The 16462-nt window shown below is 56.4% G+C and carries 19 protein-coding genes; 9 read left to right on the top strand and 10 right to left on the bottom strand.

The window, feature by feature from the left end; all coding sequences use genetic code 11:
• The first annotated feature begins 42 nt into the window (after positions 1-42).
• Positions 43-783: a hypothetical protein gene (locus tag VI340_RS18785; protein ID WP_336358940.1), complete on the top strand. Its 741-nt coding sequence runs from the start codon at positions 43-45 to the stop codon at positions 781-783.
• 329 nt (positions 784-1112) lie between these two features.
• On the opposite strand, the gene VI340_RS18790 is transcribed toward VI340_RS18785, so the two are convergent.
• Positions 1113-1241 carry a hypothetical protein gene (locus VI340_RS18790; RefSeq protein ID WP_336331062.1) on the bottom strand — a complete coding sequence of 43 codons (129 nt, stop codon included), beginning with the start codon at positions 1239-1241 and terminating at the stop codon, positions 1113-1115.
• Between the two features lie 364 nt (positions 1242-1605).
• The gene (locus VI340_RS18795; RefSeq protein ID WP_336358941.1) at positions 1606-1902 is read right to left on the bottom strand and encodes a hypothetical protein; all 297 of its coding nucleotides are present in this window, start codon (positions 1900-1902) and stop codon (positions 1606-1608) included.
• A gap of 390 nt (positions 1903-2292) precedes the next feature.
• Between VI340_RS18795 and VI340_RS18800 the strand changes: the two genes are divergently transcribed.
• The gene (locus VI340_RS18800) at positions 2293-4323 is read left to right on the top strand and encodes a hypothetical protein (RefSeq protein ID WP_336358942.1); all 2031 of its coding nucleotides are present in this window, start codon (positions 2293-2295) and stop codon (positions 4321-4323) included.
• A gap of 246 nt (positions 4324-4569) precedes the next feature.
• Here the strand turns inward: VI340_RS18800 and VI340_RS18805 are convergent, their stop codons facing one another.
• From VI340_RS18805 to VI340_RS19910, 4 genes are all read right to left on the bottom strand, one after another.
• Positions 4570-4956, bottom strand: coding sequence for a radical SAM domain-containing protein (locus tag VI340_RS18805; RefSeq protein ID WP_336358943.1), 387 nt, complete (start codon positions 4954-4956; stop codon positions 4570-4572).
• A 136-nt stretch (positions 4957-5092) separates the two neighbouring features.
• Positions 5093-5566 (bottom strand): hypothetical protein, encoded by a 474-nt coding sequence (locus tag VI340_RS18810; protein ID WP_336331048.1) that lies wholly within the window; start codon positions 5564-5566, stop codon positions 5093-5095.
• Between the two features lie 100 nt (positions 5567-5666).
• Positions 5667-6005 carry a hypothetical protein gene (locus VI340_RS18815; protein WP_336358944.1) on the bottom strand — a complete coding sequence of 113 codons (339 nt, stop codon included), beginning with the start codon at positions 6003-6005 and terminating at the stop codon, positions 5667-5669.
• A 368-nt stretch (positions 6006-6373) separates the two neighbouring features.
• Complete coding sequence (locus VI340_RS19910) at positions 6374-6619, bottom strand: MarR family transcriptional regulator (RefSeq protein WP_442905046.1); 246 nt, start codon at positions 6617-6619, stop codon at positions 6374-6376.
• 417 nt (positions 6620-7036) lie between these two features.
• On the opposite strand from VI340_RS19910, the gene VI340_RS18820 reads away from it, so the two are divergent.
• The 5 genes from VI340_RS18820 (at position 7037) to VI340_RS18840 (ending at position 11693) form a co-directional block, all read left to right on the top strand.
• Positions 7037-7351 (top strand): PadR family transcriptional regulator, encoded by a 315-nt coding sequence (locus VI340_RS18820; protein WP_336358945.1) that lies wholly within the window; start codon positions 7037-7039, stop codon positions 7349-7351.
• A gap of 1168 nt (positions 7352-8519) precedes the next feature.
• Complete coding sequence (locus VI340_RS18825; protein ID WP_336331051.1) at positions 8520-8819, top strand: hypothetical protein; 300 nt, start codon at positions 8520-8522, stop codon at positions 8817-8819.
• On the top strand, positions 8819-9031 hold the full coding sequence (locus VI340_RS18830) for a hypothetical protein (protein ID WP_336331052.1): 213 nt from the start codon (positions 8819-8821) through the stop codon (positions 9029-9031). Before VI340_RS18825 ends, VI340_RS18830 begins: the two co-directional genes overlap by 1 nt.
• Positions 9032-9309: 278 nt before the next feature.
• Positions 9310-10179, top strand: coding sequence for a hypothetical protein (locus tag VI340_RS18835; protein ID WP_336358946.1), 870 nt, complete (start codon positions 9310-9312; stop codon positions 10177-10179).
• Between the two features lie 365 nt (positions 10180-10544).
• Positions 10545-11693 (top strand): Fic family protein, encoded by a 1149-nt coding sequence (locus VI340_RS18840; RefSeq protein WP_008308565.1) that lies wholly within the window; start codon positions 10545-10547, stop codon positions 11691-11693.
• 136 nt (positions 11694-11829) lie between these two features.
• Here the strand turns inward: VI340_RS18840 and VI340_RS18845 are convergent, their stop codons facing one another.
• The gene (locus VI340_RS18845; protein ID WP_336358947.1) at positions 11830-12075 is read right to left on the bottom strand and encodes a hypothetical protein; all 246 of its coding nucleotides are present in this window, start codon (positions 12073-12075) and stop codon (positions 11830-11832) included.
• A 202-nt stretch (positions 12076-12277) separates the two neighbouring features.
• Between VI340_RS18845 and VI340_RS18850 the strand changes: the two genes are divergently transcribed.
• Positions 12278-12523 (top strand): UPF0175 family protein, encoded by a 246-nt coding sequence (locus VI340_RS18850; RefSeq protein WP_336330957.1) that lies wholly within the window; start codon positions 12278-12280, stop codon positions 12521-12523.
• Positions 12513-13004 carry a DUF3368 domain-containing protein gene (locus VI340_RS18855; protein ID WP_008308581.1) on the top strand — a complete coding sequence of 164 codons (492 nt, stop codon included), beginning with the start codon at positions 12513-12515 and terminating at the stop codon, positions 13002-13004. The genes VI340_RS18850 and VI340_RS18855 overlap by 11 nt, the downstream gene beginning before the upstream one ends.
• Here VI340_RS18855 and VI340_RS18860 read toward each other — a convergent pair whose 3' ends face one another.
• The 3 genes from VI340_RS18860 to VI340_RS18880 form a co-directional block, all read right to left on the bottom strand.
• Positions 13005-14024 (bottom strand): hypothetical protein, encoded by a 1020-nt coding sequence (locus VI340_RS18860; RefSeq protein ID WP_336358948.1) that lies wholly within the window; start codon positions 14022-14024, stop codon positions 13005-13007.
• A 301-nt stretch (positions 14025-14325) separates the two neighbouring features.
• The gene (locus tag VI340_RS19915; protein WP_442905039.1) at positions 14326-15384 is read right to left on the bottom strand and encodes an oligopeptide/dipeptide ABC transporter ATP-binding protein; all 1059 of its coding nucleotides are present in this window, start codon (positions 15382-15384) and stop codon (positions 14326-14328) included.
• Complete coding sequence (locus VI340_RS18880; protein ID WP_336330954.1) at positions 15371-16462, bottom strand: ABC transporter ATP-binding protein; 1092 nt, start codon at positions 16460-16462, stop codon at positions 15371-15373. The genes VI340_RS19915 and VI340_RS18880 overlap by 14 nt, the downstream gene beginning before the upstream one ends.

The following is a 16462-nucleotide window of genomic DNA, read 5'->3' on the forward strand; positions in this document are numbered from 1 at the left end:
GAGACAGGGCCTGGGGCAGCCTACCGAAACTACTCGCAAGAGATGGCGGTTGCTGCAAACGACACAAACGCTGAGCTCACGGTCACATACAAAGAAGACATCGGGGTCTGCGGATTAACATACTCTGGAAAAACTGGCGGTTGTGCCCCTATCTATGACGGCGATGCCCGCGCCGGTGAGAATCCGACCATCGAAATTAGTACGCAGTATACACCAGAAAGCCAGCAACCAATTCTAAAGCATGAGTTTGGGCACGTTTACGGACGGATACATGGACAGGAACCAATGCCACTCATGTCTGCTCGCCGAAATCTCACGCTCAAACAAAGCCCGAATGCAACCGAGCGAGCAAATCCATGGCAATACAACACGGTAACAGTCTATATTGACAGGCAATCAATTCGTGAGCGGGATCAACAAACAGCTGAAAGCGAGTTTGAAGCGGCTGTCAAATATCTCCAGAACAGTGGTGATAGAAACGTTCCCGCGAACGTAACGTTTGATCGGGTGACTGATCGGGATGATGCCGATATTGTAATTGAATCAGCCAGTCTTGACGACTTTACCTCAACAGGGTCACCGTATGGCCATGATACAGATAATGATGGAGAACTTGAATATTATACTAGCCAGACGATTCGAGTTGATGACGACACGCCTGTAGACCACTATGCTTACCACATCGCCTACTGGATGTTAACCCCATTTGTCAGCGATGGATATATGCCAGAGCATTTAGACGCTGAAGACGACAACAGAGAACACTGGGAACAGAATCGGTGATGGAACAATCGATTGTACTGACCAGTACTGAAACCCCACGATCACCAGCAACTGCCCCGACTAACCAACATTAATTCTCTACAGTCACCGAGTGTTGGTTAGCGAGCCGCCACCCCCGGTAGTGCAAGGGGGCTCACATACCAGTCACCCATCAGCTGCGGGTATATACCCACGCCGTCGTGGAACCTAGACCGACAGGTCCCAACGCGGGGTCGCGGTTAGTCAGCAGTAGGTTGGATTCAGGAACCACCGCAACCCATGCAAAATAGGCACCCAAGTCAGCAAAAATAGAGGTATCGCTACCTAGGTCGGGCCGTCACCACGACGTGTTAGTCCCCGGCCTGCGAGGGCGTCAGCTGGAGCGTTAGGCCGGCCAGCGTCAGTTCCCGGTGTACCTCGGCTGGGACGCCGTCGGTGTCTCGCGGCACGGCGTCGAGAAACAGCGGGCACTGAGTCAATTGCTTGTAATGATCAAGTCAGTCCAGTTAATTGACTGCTCAGAGTCCGTCAGCGTCTTTCAGCAACCGAAGTAGCAGACCGAGAGTCAGAGTCATCACCACAAAGACTGTGAGAATTATAAGTAGCGTCCCCAGCCCAATCATATGTGAGTTCGAGTGGTCGGTCATAAGAGGGTACCGCCATGGCTTCCTCTACCCAGTATAGCGGACTCATATATAGGCGAACCCGATCACTCGCTTAGAATCTGTCAGTAGCGGCGTGACCGATACGGCAGATCTCCCCCGGGAATCGTCAGCGGTCGTGGCGGTTCCTCTTCAAGAACACACTCGGTCAGCAGCAGTGAGTTCGAATCGATCACCGCTCTTAGTTGATAAGGAGGTCGGGTGTGACAAACAAAATTACGAGCATGCTCACCAGCACGACGAGTGCTGTGACCCGCAAGATGCCAGCTGCCCGTCGTCGAGGGTTCGGCAGGGACTCGGCAATGCCGGAGAGGGCCATCCCGGCGCTCAGAAACAGTCCAGCATAGAACGGTGCCGCCCCTTCTACAATGATGTAGTACCCTTGTTGCCCGGCCAGCAGAAGTGCGCCACAGAGGTACACCACTGCAAGCCCTCTAGAGGGCTCGCCGAACACGGTTTCATCGATGATAGAGGGCATCAAGCGTGCCGTCTCCCGCGATGTTCAAATGTTGCGGGGATTCGCGCTCAGTGCAACCACATCAACGCACTCAGTCGGCACTTCCTCCTGAATCGCCCTCGCGGCTCGCCGCACCCGCTTGCGCTCTCCGACGGTACAACTCATGCCTCAATACTCCGGACAAGATCACCGACGACAGCAAGGGGCAGGTGTATGGGTGGTCTCTACTTGACCAGGACTATGAAGTCATGGTGTGGGATCAGCAGTTGGCGGTTCCAATGGGGAGTGTAATCAGCACAAATACATATATAATTGATACTTCTTCGTCCTATACCATGTTGAAGTCTCTTTTAAGCGTCTGTAGTGGTGCATGTCGGTAGATTTATTCTCTTCGTAAAGTGACAACGTAGCATGGATTCGGGCCAAGTGATCGCAATTGTGTTGGCAATCCTTATGTTGCTTTCTGGGTGCTCGGGCCTTGGCGGAATAGACCAGACTGAGCCAACCCAGTCAGCAGAGACTGAAGTAAACGAGAGTCCGGCTAAAGAACCGACACCCGATACCGAAATCAATGCTGCCACATCTACAGTCACACCAACATCGGTAGACTCCGATGATGATGGGCTGAATGACCGGCGTGAAGCCGAACTCGGAACGGACCCAAACCAGGCTGATACAGACGGTGACGGTCTCAATGATCATCGTGAGGTGACTGAACTCAAAACAGACCCAACCTCGGCTGATACCGATAATGATGGGCTTGCTGATGCCGCCGAACTGAAGCGTGACACAGACCCACGGAACCGCGATACGGACAACGATGGACTCGCTGATGGTGCTGAGATCGAGCACGGTACTAACCCAACCGTTCGGGATACCGATGGTGACAATCTCCTTGATGGCTGGGAGGTCCACAGCGACGTCTATCCAGACGCGAATCCACTGCACAAGGATGTTTACGTCGAGATTGACTACATGAAGAGCTACTCGCTCCCTGACGAGGAGCGAGCGCTAATCAAGTCCAAGTTCGCCAACGCGCCGGTCTCGAATCCGAACGGAACGAAGGGAATTGACCTCCATCTCATTAGGAGTGAGCAGGTTCCCTACACTCGTACGCTTGGAGGTATGCAGACAGACGAATACGAAGAGAAGTATTTTGACCACAACGGGCAAGCATACCATTACGCGATTTTGGTTGACCGGAGTTCACTCTCAGGGTCTGTCGATGGTGGTGGCGCTGTGGGTATAATGCACGTTTCGGGGACCGTCGACGACACACGCATGGGGACCACGTTCATACACGAACTTGGGCACTCGTTAGGCCTGAATCCCGATACGTACCATGGCATCGACAGCACCGACGTTCCGTTCGGCGAATACCCGAGTGTACTGAACTACAACGCTCCTTCGGACCACTATAGCTACTCCTCAGAAGCCGCCTCCGACGCTGGCTTCGACGACTGGGAGTATATCGAGAAGAAAATGTACACTCCACCAACTCGGCTCATGCCGGGCCCTAATGCGCTGGATCAATGCGTTGCCGTTTCGTTCGCAGGCGGGGATGGATCCACCAGCAATCCGTACCGGATCGAGACACTCCACCAGCTTGAGTGCATCGGCGTCGACTCTGATGCTAATTATGAACTCGTCTCGGATATTGACGCAACGTGGCGGACTGGGTTCGACCCGACACCACGCTTCTCCGGAACTCTCGACGGAAACGGCCACACAGTTCGTGGACTTACTGTCCATCGGTCGGGCAGCGCCGGTGGGGTCGTCAAGACACTCAACGGCGGAACGATCAAGCGACTCCACCTCCGCAATGTCTCCGTCCGTGGACAGGACAATGTCGGGGGCGTAGCCAGCACCTCAAGTGGTACGATCACGCAGGTCACTGTTACAGGGAGTGTTCGCGGAGAGCGGCGTGTTGGCGGTGTCGCTGGCGTCGTTGCCGAGCCGAATGCCAACTACCGGGTTGGCGAGATATCCGCCGTCAAAGTGAATGCCACAGTTGTTGGTGAATACAACGTTGGCGGTCTCGCCGGCAACAGTATTGGAAACCTGACAAACTCAGCAGTCTTCGGCAGCATCCGGGGCGAATCGGAAGTCGGCGGACTGGTCGGAACGAACTATGCACCCGGTCGGGTCGCTTCCTCGTTTAGTGCCGCGACTGTTAGCGGCGAAGAGCGTGTGGGTGGCGCTGTCGGTCAAAAATACGAGAATGGCCCGGTTGAGGATGTCTACTGGAACGCTGACACCGCTGGCCAGTCATCGTCGGCCGGCAGCCCCACGTCAAACGGGCTTTCCGCAGACGAGATGACTGGAGAAGCCGCCACAGAGAATATGTCTGGATTTGATTTTGGCGGACCATGGGTTACAACCGACGGCTATCCCGTACTTGACTGGCTCTCTGAGCGTGTCACACGCGAGATGCGTACATAGCCAGTCTTGAGCTTACTCGCGCCATTGTGGGGTCTGCCTCACTAGGTCCCGGCGCGGGGTCGTAAACTGTCAGGAGTAGTCTCGAAACCACCGCGACCCATGCGAAGAACACACACGATTCAGCAAAAAGTAGAGGTGTCGCTGTCTCGCTCAGGCTGTCGCCACGACGTGTTGATGCTCGTTCTGGGCGGGCGTCGGCTGTAACGTCAACCCGGCCAAACCCTGACGCGGTGCCTGATAGACACGTTAGATGAGATGCTCTATGGACTCGCTGTCTCGGGCTAACTCGGACTGCTCAGGCGAGGCGTCCGTGTCATGTGTAGAGAACGACTCCGGTGAGACGGCCTGTTGCATTGCCTTGAGCTTTGACCGCAGCTGCCCGCTCGTCAAGCGGACCAGTTCATCGTCTGGCCAGGAATGCACTTCGAGCCCGTCGAAGCGTGTTGCGACTTGCTGGACTGTATTCAGTTGATTGAGAGCATACTCGACCCAGTACTGGTGGCTGTCTTGCATCTGCTGGAGTTCCTCGACAACATCGTCGTAGCCGACTTGCTTGGCGACGTTGAGACACTGCTGGAAGTTCTGTGCGCGGGGATTGATTGGCTCGTGGAAGACAACGACTTCACCGAGCACTCTGTAGTAGCTGAGTAGCTCGTGGAAGTGGTCTTCGAAGACTACCCGACCGACGAGCGAAAACGAGAACTCAAGCGGGAGTTCATGCGACAGAAACTGAGCGCGGCGTTCGAAAGTGACGGTGGTGTGTAAGTTGCTATGGCTTTAGCGTCGTCTCAGCCGTCTCCCTGAAGCCGTTGTAATAGATTGTACCCCACAACGGTGTTGACTCGTTATAAGCAACGGTGCCTTCGGAAAGGTCAACGACGACAGGAAATTCAAAGGATGACCAGTGTTTGGGGGCGTACCCCTCGACCCACTCAGCCAGATCGCTCTCGGTTACCACGACCGGGTAGACGACAAGGTTGCCGCCCAGCCCCCGCGGGAGTTTCGATTTCACTGAGAGACCGTACTCGAAAGCGGCCTCACTGAACGACTTTGCGTCAGCGGCTGTTTCCGCGGTGCCGACTACGAACACGGTGTCGACGAATCCGAACTTAGAGAGCTCAAGTGAGCGATCATGAAACACCGTCACCTGCTGGTCATTCACTGTCGTCGACGATTGTTCGAATCGGTCGAGCGGATCCGCGATCGTCTCGATATATCCTTCGATAGCTCCGTTGTACTCCATGTGTTCGGCATGTCAACAAGCGGCCAAAAGCCTGTTTGCGAACTTCCCACCCACGAGCGCCGGCGATGTGGTACACGCTTCCGTTCCTCCACGGTGCAGCTCATACGTCCATCACCCGGACAGCCTGGTCGACCAGCGACTCACCCAGCCGAACCTCGGACCAGCCACAGCACGCAGACGCCCACGCGGCGACCCATGCCCACGGCGTCGTCGCACCATACAGCCCATCGTCGTGAGTCGCAAGCGTGAGAACGCCCTTGTCAGCCAGCTCCGCGAGATCGTGAACCTCCAAGACCTCATCAGCGTTGCAGATGAACACGCGATGGTCGGTCACTGCACCGGCAAAGCGGTGTTCGTGACCGTTGGTATCTGTCCCGATGAGAGTCGTCCCATACGAGAGGCCGGTACGTTCTTGTGGATTGGATTGCGTAGTTGCCATTGGTTCTTGTGGGAACCACGCGCCTCGGTGCTACTACACCGGGGCGATTTCATACAAAATCGACCAGTGGCGCGTGTGTTCCTATACTTAGCTTATGTTACGCCACCACCATAAATCATTTCCATGCGGAAACTAACTTAGTAATGTAGCATGAGTACGGCACACGGGAATCAGAGAGTCACTGATCAAGAACTACTGGAAACGTTTGAGAAAATAGAGGGGCCATTCGTGACTGCTGGTGAACTCTCCGAACACCTTCCAATCAGCCGGACAGCAATTAACAAGCGGCTCAATCAGCTGTGGGCTGAAGATAGGATCAACCGCAAGAAACCGACTTCAACGATGGTCGGTTGGTGGCTCCCAGAGGATCAAGACTGCTCAGAAAGGTAGTTTCGCCCGTCATCAGTGAGCCACCAATTTCGAGTTCCGCCCGTCATTTTACTATCCAGATATCCTTTCTCCTGCAATTTCTCAAGCCGATTATGAACGCCTTGTCGAGATAAATCAAGGGTCTCAGTCAATTCAGTCGCATGCATGAACGGGTCCGGGCAGAGGGCAAACTCTCGGAGTATTTCGACATCGGAAACTGTCGGCTTACGGCCCGGATCTGGCATTGTAGTTGGGATGGATGCCTACTTAGAAAATATCAGCGGTCTGCCTTTAATATACGCACGGTAATTAGTTGTCGTGCGGAAAAGATTAAGTGCGGGCAGCATAACAGTCTGAGATAGGCGACGCCACCAACACTAGCGGCGTCCCGTTGAATCCATGACCACCGGCAGGCCCACCCACGAAGAGTCGCATCGCTCGCCACCGACCAGCACTTCCGTTCATTCGGAAACCACCAGACAGCGGTACGTCCGCTCACTTCCGGTCATCTTCCGGTCATCGCCTGAGCGGCCCACAAACACGCCACAGCGGGACAGAGACGAAAATCGACCCGCGAAAATGCACTTCCGGTCACGCGCGCTCCAGACTCTTACCAAGTCACGTCCCAGTCCCGTCCAGACGCATACCACCGGAGGCGACCGATGACGACCTACCACGACCTGACGGGCTTCCAGCGCGATCTGCTGGAAGCAATCGCCGCCGTCAAGGACGACCCCTACGGCCTCGCACTCAAGGCCTATCTCGACGAGCGCTACGCCGAGCCGATTAACCACAGCCGGCTCTACCAGAATCTCAACCGGCTTGTTGAGCAGAACCTCATCAACCGCGACGAACTCGACGCCCGCACCAACGTGTATACGTTGACTGACGCTGGGAGACAGCTCCTTCAGCGCCACGCCGAGACGCTCGCAGGGCTCTGTGACCAGCTCCGTCTGACCAGAGGTGCCCAACAGTGACGGTACCTGTACACTCCCGGGACCCTGATATCACGCGGCTTTTATACAGCTACTCGAAGGCGAGTGTGGGGTGGCAACGGGCACAGAATTTGCCACCCGTCTGTCAGAGGCACGGGCGGGTTCTGGACCCTGCTCACGGCATGGCCCAACTGAAACCATCCTGGGATCCAGCCTGTAGCGGGGATCAGAACCCGTGTCTACGCTATGCACTCCTCCCAATTAATTTTAATTTGCCCCTGTCATGCAGTATCAAGCCTCCAACTGCCCGATTCGCTGCCCACTCAGACTCCGGTGGAGTCCGTACTCAGAGACGTAATTCCGCATATCGGAACCAGACTACACACTGGTACCAGTCATCTCAGGTGAAGAATGGGGGACAGCCACGGGGAAATGGCGTATCACAGTCCATTCAGCGTCGCCTGAATCGGCGACGGGTTCTGGACCCAGTCTACTCGATGAATCAGATGGGTCCTATGGGGATGCTGAGCGGGGACCAGAACCCAACGGAAGATAGCATGATTCGGAATAAAATCGCTTGCGGTTTCCGTCGAATCGCAAGCAAGCGCCGGTATCATCCTCGTACCAGTCGGCTCCGATGCCAGCAACCAACAGTCTCACTGCCACGTAGACAGCCGACTCACCGGGAGAGTGGGTCGCTGTATGAAAGTGGTGGGCTGCTGGGGGGTGTAGGAAGTGGTGTGCAACGCACCACCGGAAGTCGTCATCCACGACGACGGGTTCTGGTCTCGGGCAAATCGATGATTCGGGGTGGATCCATGGGGGGATGGAATAGAGACCGGTACCCAACCGACCGGTATGGACTTGGTATCAAAAACAGTTGTGACTCAGACTCACAGTTTGTCCACTCATGGAGTACGACACAGCCGCAAGCGTACCGGCGACAGAATGGTGGCCAGCCGGGGGACAGCCGTACTGAAGCTAGCGCTTCCGCCACCATTCGAGATCATCGTCCCCGACACCGAGTTCCGGATCCGGACCAGCTACTACCTTCGATTAGGCCCACTGACAGCCACTCCGGCCTCGGGAACTCATCCGATTCATTGGTAAGTTCCCATGAAAGTCGTTTTGGCCGTCATTTATCTAGTACTGCGTTTCTGTGTGGGTATCAACACCCCATCAATTGCTCACTCTACAGGGAGGTGGGCCGATGACTACCCACCCGACCGTCGGCGAGATCGTCGCCATTACGACCACCAATAGTAACCCGCTGTTGCTGGTCCGTGCTGTCGACGACGAGCACGTCACAGGAACATTACTTGCCGACCTCACGACAGAACCGCTCCGTCGGTTGCGGGCGTCTGAACCAGACACGACCACGCGCCGACAGCTGGCCGACGCAATCGGTCACACTGGCAAGGTCATGTCATTCACCGTTTCCCTCACAGATTGTGCGCTGGTTGAACGCGGGAGCAGCCATCCTGGGCCATTCGCAGGAGGGGATGACTGATGGCCCACGCGGATCCATCACCGGAACCTGCGACCGAGGCAGCGTCATCAGAGACAACCCAGTGGCGACTCCGCTACCACGTCGGTGATCTCACCCACTACACCGAATGGACGACCGAGTTCCCCACTATCGAGAACTACTACGACCAGTACCGTCACGGGGACCACGCCCATGATGTCGCCATTGAGCGCCGAGCAGTGATCGAAACGTGACCGACCATAGCGCTCGCCCCAGTGTCGACCACGACTGTACCCCTGCCACCAGTGGAGGAGTCCCGCAACCGGTGAACCCAGTGCCACGCCGGTTCGGGCGACGACAGCACACACAGACTGCTAATCGCCGGCGCGGTGCCACGACACAAATCCACTAGACGGAGCGGGGTTGCCACGAGCCAACCGCCGCGTCTAGAGAGCGACAGCTACGTCACCGAGAGCCCGTGCTGTGGTCAGCACTGCTCGGTTCGATTCCGAGCACGGGTCCTGTGGTCACAATGCCACGACAAACAAACCTCAACGACGACACAGCCACCGATCAAGCCCTCGCCGACCACCTCGACATGGACATCGAACAGGCTGAGACGGATACCGACGAACTCCAGACGCTCATCAACGACCTCGACGGCGACGTGTCACCCCTCGTTTCGAGTGTTCTTGAGACGCTGGTCGCGACTATCGATGACCTCCACGAACGCGTCACCGAACTAGAGGCCAACCTCGAACGGACCCACGAGGTTGCCACCACGGCAGTCGGTGACGCCGCCACGAATGACCAGCGCCTCGACGACCTCGAAGCAAAGCAGGAGACTACCCGCGACGTCGCCAAGAGTGCTATCGCCAAAGCCCAGCAACTCGAAGCCGACACCGACCAGCAGGAAGACGCCGAACAACTGCCCGAGGGCATCGAACCCAGTAGCTCCCCGCTGGATTTCTTCGCGAACTGCCGGCAGTCGAAAGTCAAGACGATGTTCGTCGAGCGCTCGAACCGCCAGAACACCTATCGCGCCATCAGCATCGCCAAGCGCTGGCCGGAATTTGCCACGAAGCGAACCGACGGCAGCGGCGTCTTCATGACGAAAAACGATATAGCAACAGCCCTCACCGCCGAACTCGGGAAGGAACCTCATCGCCAGACGATCAAGCGCGTCTGGGAGAAGCTCATCGAGATCGGCGGCGGCGACATCGTCGAGAAAACTCGGCAGGTCGGACGGGACCAGACACAGACAGAGATCCTCGCGATGGATATCGAGACCGCTGAGGGACTGCTTGAAAAACGCTACGTCGGTCTCGATCTGTTGGAGAACAGCGACCACAAAGCCGCGACAGGTGGCGTCACACCCGTTGTGGTGGAGTCCACGCCCTGACCCTGTGACACACACCGGATAGGACACGAACCGACACTGAACCAACGCTACTGGACGCGGTGGTACGTGCCCTGCCGCCGTCGACGCCGCTGTTTGCTAGCTGCAGCAACCGGGAGCGACCCCCTGTTGTCAGGAGTGTAGTGAGTACTCGTAACACGAACGGAGCGACTACAGCGATTCCAGTGGTCACAACAGGTGTGACGCCAAGTCCAGTCACAAGACCTTCCTGTAGCTTGCATCCCCGGTTTGGGTTAGCGACGGTGTCCGGTTTTCCGCATATATAGAGATATCGGATACTCACTGTGCTAACCAAAATATACCACAGATATTTTTGCCTTAGCCCGAATACGATGACCGCAAGCAAAATGGCGGGCAACAGTCTTCCCGATGAAGCGCCTGGCGAGTATGTTCCCTTCGGACGCCGGCCATACTATCTTCCAGATCCACTGCCACCGGCACATGCCCTCGAATTCGACGCCGACTTCCAGCAGTTGCTGCAGGACGCCATCTATCAGCTCGGACGGCTGGAAGGGATCGGCGACGAGACGGAAGCCAATCCGTTGCTATACACGACAATGGTCCGTCGCGAAGCCGTCGAATCGGTCGTGCTTGAGGGTGCAGATATCGATATTGAGGACGTATTCCGGTCCCAGGAGCTCGCCGATAGCGGCACCACTCGGAAGGATGTCCAAGAAGCACTCAATTACGAGCGGACGATCACTGAAGGTGCGACTCGGATTTCCGAGGGCGACCAGATCACACTTGGACTGTTACAGAACCTGCACGAGTTGCTGATGGCGGACGTGCGTGGTCACTGTGAATACCCTGGGGAGTTCCGTGCGAAGCCGATCAATCTCCCGGCAGCCTCGTCGTTCCAGGAACCATTCGTCCCGCCAGCACCGGACCGGATTCCGGAGCTGATGACGAATCTAATCGAGTACTGCAACACGACCAGCGAGTACCACGACCTTGTCCAGCTTGGGCTCGTCCACTATCAGTTCGAGACCATTCACCCCTTCGAGGATGGGAACGGCCGCCTGGGACGTATCCTCATCACGTTACAGCTGATTCAGAACGGCTACCTCACACAACCGTATCTGTATCCAAGCGCGTATTTCAACCGCAACAAAATCGAGTATGCCGACCGGATGCGAACAGTCAGCGAAACGGGTGCCTGGGAGCCTTGGCTAGAGTTCTTCGTCGAGGGGATTCGCTCACAAGCTGCCGAGGCAGTCACACGAACGAACAATCTTCGGAATCTCCGTCGAGAGTACGAGCGAACCTATGGACACGAGAAAACAGCCGCCGACCGGCTGGCGATGCGCCTGTTCAAGCAGCCATACCTGACCACGAACGACGTCGCTGAGCTACTGGATGTGACCGCACAGACAGCACGGAACGCAATTCAAGAACTTGAAGCACAGGACGTCCTGACCGAAACAACGGGGAAAGAGCGGTATCAGGAGTTCAAGGCTGTCGATATCTTTGACATTCTCGACCAGCCCCTAGAGTGAGAGCGGGGCCAAAACGAACTAGCTTGGTCTGTACTGTGTGCTTTTCCGACATAGCTGGTAGTCAAGACGCTCTCTCTGGAACGCCTCTCACCCGGCGGAGGCTCACAAAATACGGGCGAGTTCCCTTGCTGTCGGACTAGGATTGCTCTAGCGGTTCGACCCACTCGGGAGCGCAATCATGGGTCCCGCCGTAGATCGAGTGCTCGGGGTACTGGTCGTCGTCAGCCTCGACAGCGACGATCACGTTGCCGCCGGAACACGAAATCTCTGTAACGGTTCCGACGACTGCATCCAGTGGGCCGTCTCCGTCGGTCCAGTCGGCTCGGACGTGGTCACCGCGGTCGAAGTCATACTCCTCGAAGGAAGGTGCTGTGGGACTCATGATCTCTTCCGGCCCAAAGGGAGACACAAAACCTCAGCTGTTCACCGGTTGGTCATGCACGTCGAACACGAATCGTATCGTAGTCAAATTGCACTCCAATCTACCAAAACAGAGGTTTTCGACCGCACAGGTGAGACTACACGACGTCACATTCGGATAGCGCAGCCAAACACTCAATAATCGGGTTATCCAACAGACGAGTATGGCTACTATCGAAATTGACGAAGAGGTGTATGAGGCGCTCCAAATTCCTGAGGGAGAGCGGCCGCAGGCAATGAAGCAAGAATTAGCTGTCTCGCTTTACGCACGTGATATCCTTTCGTTCGGGAAAGCGCGTGCATTGGCAGAACTGTCCCACCGAGAGTTCCAAGCGTTACTCGGAGACCGCGAAATCCCACGCCATTACACCGACACTGAACTTGCCGAAGACCTCGACTATGCCGAATAGCGAGCTTGTAGTCTCGGACACGTCACCGCTGCTGAATCTTGCACTTATCGACCAACTCACCCTTCTCAAATCGCAGTTTTCGAGCATCACCATTCCACGTCAGGTTTGGGACGAACTCACTGATGGAGAGGCAGGTGTAGACGCGCTTCGCTCGTTGCGTGACGATGAGTTCCTGACGATCACCGAGGTCGAACAGTCGCACCTCTTCACTGAAATCTTCCACGAACTGGATCTCGGGGAAACAGCTGCTATTTGTCATGCCATCGAGCACGATGCTGACCTCATCCTTTTGGATGAAAAAGACGGTCGACAGGTCGCTCGGAGACACAACCTGACGGTAACGGGAGTCATCGGGATACTACTCCGCGGAGCCAATGCTGGAGACATTGAATTAAAATACGAACTTGACGCCCTTCGTGACGCTGGCTTCTGGATCTCCGATGAGCTTTACTCAAAAGTCCTTTCTGAAGCAACGGAATAGTTACCGCTCCCACGGAAAGAAGCCATTCCGCTCGCGATAGGCACTGATCTGGTCCTGAAACGCTTGTTCCTGGAAGTCTGGCTCGTCGCCGTGGATATCCTCCGGTGAGACGCCGTCGGGAAGATGCTCATAGCCCGTGACATCCTCCGTGTCATCCTCCTGCTCAGGTTCGTGTCGGTGCTGCCCACACTCTCTGCAGGTCCAGATCATGCGGTCAAGATGTGGGTGACACTCGAAGCCATCGAGCCCGTGAGATTCGTGTCCCGTCACGGCGCCACACTGGCGACAGTAGAACCCAATTCCGACTATCTCCGGTTCGGCTCTTGCCTGATGGCGCTGCACGACGCCGGGAACAAGCCAGTACGTGCTGTCGTCCTGTCGGAACTCATCCGTGAGCTGCTGGAACTCAGAGCGGTCGGTGACTGGCGACCCGTCCTCGAGATAGATCCGTGGCTGGACGTCGTCTCCATCCCCGTCCCAGTTGGTCTGTTCGTCGGCCGTCTCTAGAAGCGCCTGTCCGGGTTCCTCGTCGATCGTGGTTTCGGTCGGCAGGTCGGGCCAGCCCTTCGTGAGAGTGGCGGCTGGCTCGGTCCCGAAGGCTGCTCGACACTTCACGGTTCCATGAGAGACACCCTCACCGCTCGCGATGCTATCAGACACGGAGAAGGCCGCAGCGCCGAGGGCTCGTGCATGGAAGTCAGTGTTCGCTTCGACGAGTGCAAGTACTACCTGACCGAACGTCCACTCCCCAAGTGGACTACTACCTTGATTGTCGGAAGGTATCTCTGAGACGCCGGTTTGAGCGCAGAACGGACACTGGCGTTCATCCCGTGGGATATCCTGGCCACAGGTCCGACAGGTGCGAGCATCATCCTCTGTACGGTCGGGATACTTGGTGGATTCGAGGACTTGTTCCCGTCCGTTCCCTCTCGTGTCAGGATCGGAACTCGCTGCGCCGCGGATATCAGCGGGATCGTACTCAGGATTCCGGTCAGTCACACGCTTGGTTGCGTTCGTCATCGTATTTAAACTCCAGCCCCGAGGGAAGCACAAACCGACAGAGACCAAGACAGGACGAGTTGGCTACTCGCCGTCCGTGTTGTCCACCACTGCGTGGCGTCATCACGCTGATCGGCGGCAATATTTATACAGACGACACGGAAGAGGTTGTGAGCATGACCTGCCCGGTTACTCGTTGATTATCTTGATGAGGACATCTTCTGTGACGAGAGTGAAGTCAGTGATGACTGGTGAAAGCACCCACAAAAACGTTGACTTTGAGTAGAATAATCGGTTTTCATGGGCTCAGAATCGACTCATCTCAGAGTCCATTTTCAGTATGGGACTCATTTATGTCTGTTTCGCCTGTCGCTTCCGGAGCATGAAGACACCGAACGTGTGTCTCCCGAACCTCTTCGAGTGACGGATGGTGTTCCTGACAGGATTGTGTCACGGCCGGACAACGTGGATGGAATGGGCAGCCTTCCGGTCTATCTGCTGGGTCAGGAGGAGCACCGTGAAGCGGCACTGGCGGGGGATCTCGTGGGTCATCACTCGGAATCGCACGGATTAACGCTTCAGTATAGGGATGGGTTGGTGACTGGAACAGGTCGCCTGCTTGCCCGACTTCGACGAGTTCGCCAGCATACATTACCGCGACCCTATCAGCGAGGAACCTGACGACATTGAGGTCATGGGAGATAAACACGTAGCCGACACCGAACTGCTGTTGTATGTCTGCGAGAAGTGAAAGAACTCTCGCCTGTGTGGCCATGTCGAGTCCGGAGACTGGCTCATCGAGTACGATTATATCGGGGTCGTGTGCAATCGCTCGGGCGAGAGCGACGCGCTGTATTTCGCCGCCGGAGAGTTCCCGGGGATACCGGTCAGCGATTGCTGGCGCGAGATCAACACTGCACAACAGCTCAGCGACCTCGTCTGGACCGGTGTCATGTAGGGAAGCCGAGGTGGCGTCGCTACTGGCTTCAGCAATTGATCGACCGATGGGCCACCGGGGGTCAAAGCTTCCCCGGGCGTGTTGAAACACGACGCCGACTCGCCGCCGTTGCGCGGTGGAACGCTCTGAGAGCTCACCGACGCGCGTTCCATCGAGACGAACTTGCCCATCGTCCGGGGTGAGCTGCCCGGTGATGAGTTTCGCGAGTGTTGATTTCCCGCAGCCACTCTCACCAACAAGTCCCAGTGTTTCGCCTCGTTGGACGGCTAAGGATACATCACAGACCGCTTTCGCCGGTGAGTCGCTGCTACGCAACCGACCGAGGACGGATCGTGTCGATGAAAACGCTTTCGAGACGTTTTGTACTTCGACCACAGGAGTACCAGACTGCACATCATCTGGAGTTTGGTTACGCTGTGTCATTCTGTTGTCCTCCGTTAGCTGCCGGAATCTCCTGCTGTTCGGACACGAACTTGGCTTCAGAGAACGGTGCTTCGACGCAGGCGAGTCGGTGGTCCGACGCGGCCTCAGTCGTCGGAATCGGCCCAGAGCGACACGTTTCGGTCACATACTGGCAGCGGTCGGCAAACGGACAGCCCTCGTGGCTGCTGCTGGGGTCTCGTGGACGTGCCATGGCGGACTGGACTTGCTTGTCAGCGTCGCTGTTTCGGACCGAACACGAAAGGAGTGCTCTCGTGTACGGATGTTCCGGTGCGGTCAGTATTCGCTCGACGGGACCGGCCTCCATTACCTGTCCGTCATAGAGTACCACGACACGGTCACATGTCTGTGCAATCACACCGATATCATGGGAGATAAGCAGTATGCCGATATTCTGCTCGTCACGTAACGAGCGCAATCGACTGAGAATATCTGCCTGTGTGGTTGTGTCAAGTGCTGTTGTTGGCTCGTCGGCAACCAGCAACGCGGGTTCACTGGCCAGTGCAATGGCGAGGACTGCTCGTTGCCGGAGGCCACCAGAAAATTCGTGTGGGAATGACGATACATTTGCTTCCGGGTTCGGGATGCCTACTTGGTCCAGCAACTCGATAGCGCGCTCCCGTGCGTTCTCCCACGCTGACCGGTCACGGAACGGTGACACACCGAGGAAATCTAGCAGACGTTGTGTCTCGCTCGATTCGTGTACCCGAACCGATTCTGCGATCTGCTCGCCGACCGAAAACACAGGGTTCAAGCTTTCCGTCGGGTCCTGAAAGACCATCGAGAGCTTATTTCCACGTAGTCGACGCAGTGTCGCTTCAGTGGCAGTTGTTAGCTCTCTTTCAGCAAAGGTAATGGATCCGCCAACGATGTTTCCCGGGTCTTCAAGTCGGCAAATTGATCTGGCAGTAACAGACTTGCCGCTCCCACTTTCACCGAGTATACCGACAATTTCGCCCCGGTCGACGGTGAACGACACCCCGTTGACCGCGTCGACAGTCCCGTGATCAGTGTCGAAACGAGTCTGTAAGTTCTCGACGCGAAGCAGTGGTTCACTCAT

Origin of the sequence: Haloarcula sp. CGMCC 1.6347, assembly GCF_037078395.1 — an archaeon.
Taxonomy (GTDB): domain Archaea; phylum Halobacteriota; class Halobacteria; order Halobacteriales; family Haloarculaceae; genus Haloarcula; species Haloarcula amylolytica.

Coding starts and splice junctions, on each gene's coding strand:
- VI340_RS18785 (WP_336358940.1), top strand. CDS start 43: ATGGCGGTTGCTGCAAACGACACAAACGCTGAGCTCACGGTCACATAC.
- VI340_RS18795 (WP_336358941.1), bottom strand. CDS start 1,902: ATGCCCTCTATCATCGATGAAACCGTGTTCGGCGAGCCCTCTAGAGGG.
- VI340_RS18800 (WP_336358942.1), top strand. CDS start 2,293: ATGGATTCGGGCCAAGTGATCGCAATTGTGTTGGCAATCCTTATGTTG.
- VI340_RS18810 (WP_336331048.1), bottom strand. CDS start 5,566: ATGGAGTACAACGGAGCTATCGAAGGATATATCGAGACGATCGCGGAT.
- VI340_RS18815 (WP_336358944.1), bottom strand. CDS start 6,005: ATGGCAACTACGCAATCCAATCCACAAGAACGTACCGGCCTCTCGTAT.
- VI340_RS19910 (WP_442905046.1), bottom strand. CDS start 6,619: ATGCCAGATCCGGGCCGTAAGCCGACAGTTTCCGATGTCGAAATACTC.
- VI340_RS18820 (WP_336358945.1), top strand. CDS start 7,037: ATGACGACCTACCACGACCTGACGGGCTTCCAGCGCGATCTGCTGGAA.
- VI340_RS18825 (WP_336331051.1), top strand. CDS start 8,520: ATGACTACCCACCCGACCGTCGGCGAGATCGTCGCCATTACGACCACC.
- VI340_RS18830 (WP_336331052.1), top strand. CDS start 8,819: ATGGCCCACGCGGATCCATCACCGGAACCTGCGACCGAGGCAGCGTCA.
- VI340_RS18835 (WP_336358946.1), top strand. CDS start 9,310: ATGCCACGACAAACAAACCTCAACGACGACACAGCCACCGATCAAGCC.
- VI340_RS18840 (WP_008308565.1), top strand. CDS start 10,545: ATGGCGGGCAACAGTCTTCCCGATGAAGCGCCTGGCGAGTATGTTCCC.
- VI340_RS18845 (WP_336358947.1), bottom strand. CDS start 12,075: ATGAGTCCCACAGCACCTTCCTTCGAGGAGTATGACTTCGACCGCGGT.
- VI340_RS18850 (WP_336330957.1), top strand. CDS start 12,278: ATGGCTACTATCGAAATTGACGAAGAGGTGTATGAGGCGCTCCAAATT.
- VI340_RS18855 (WP_008308581.1), top strand. CDS start 12,513: ATGCCGAATAGCGAGCTTGTAGTCTCGGACACGTCACCGCTGCTGAAT.
- VI340_RS18860 (WP_336358948.1), bottom strand. CDS start 14,024: ATGACGAACGCAACCAAGCGTGTGACTGACCGGAATCCTGAGTACGAT.
- VI340_RS19915 (WP_442905039.1), bottom strand. CDS start 15,384: ATGACACAGCGTAACCAAACTCCAGATGATGTGCAGTCTGGTACTCCT.
- VI340_RS18880 (WP_336330954.1), bottom strand. CDS start 16,462: ATGAGTGAACCACTGCTTCGCGTCGAGAACTTACAGACTCGTTTCGAC.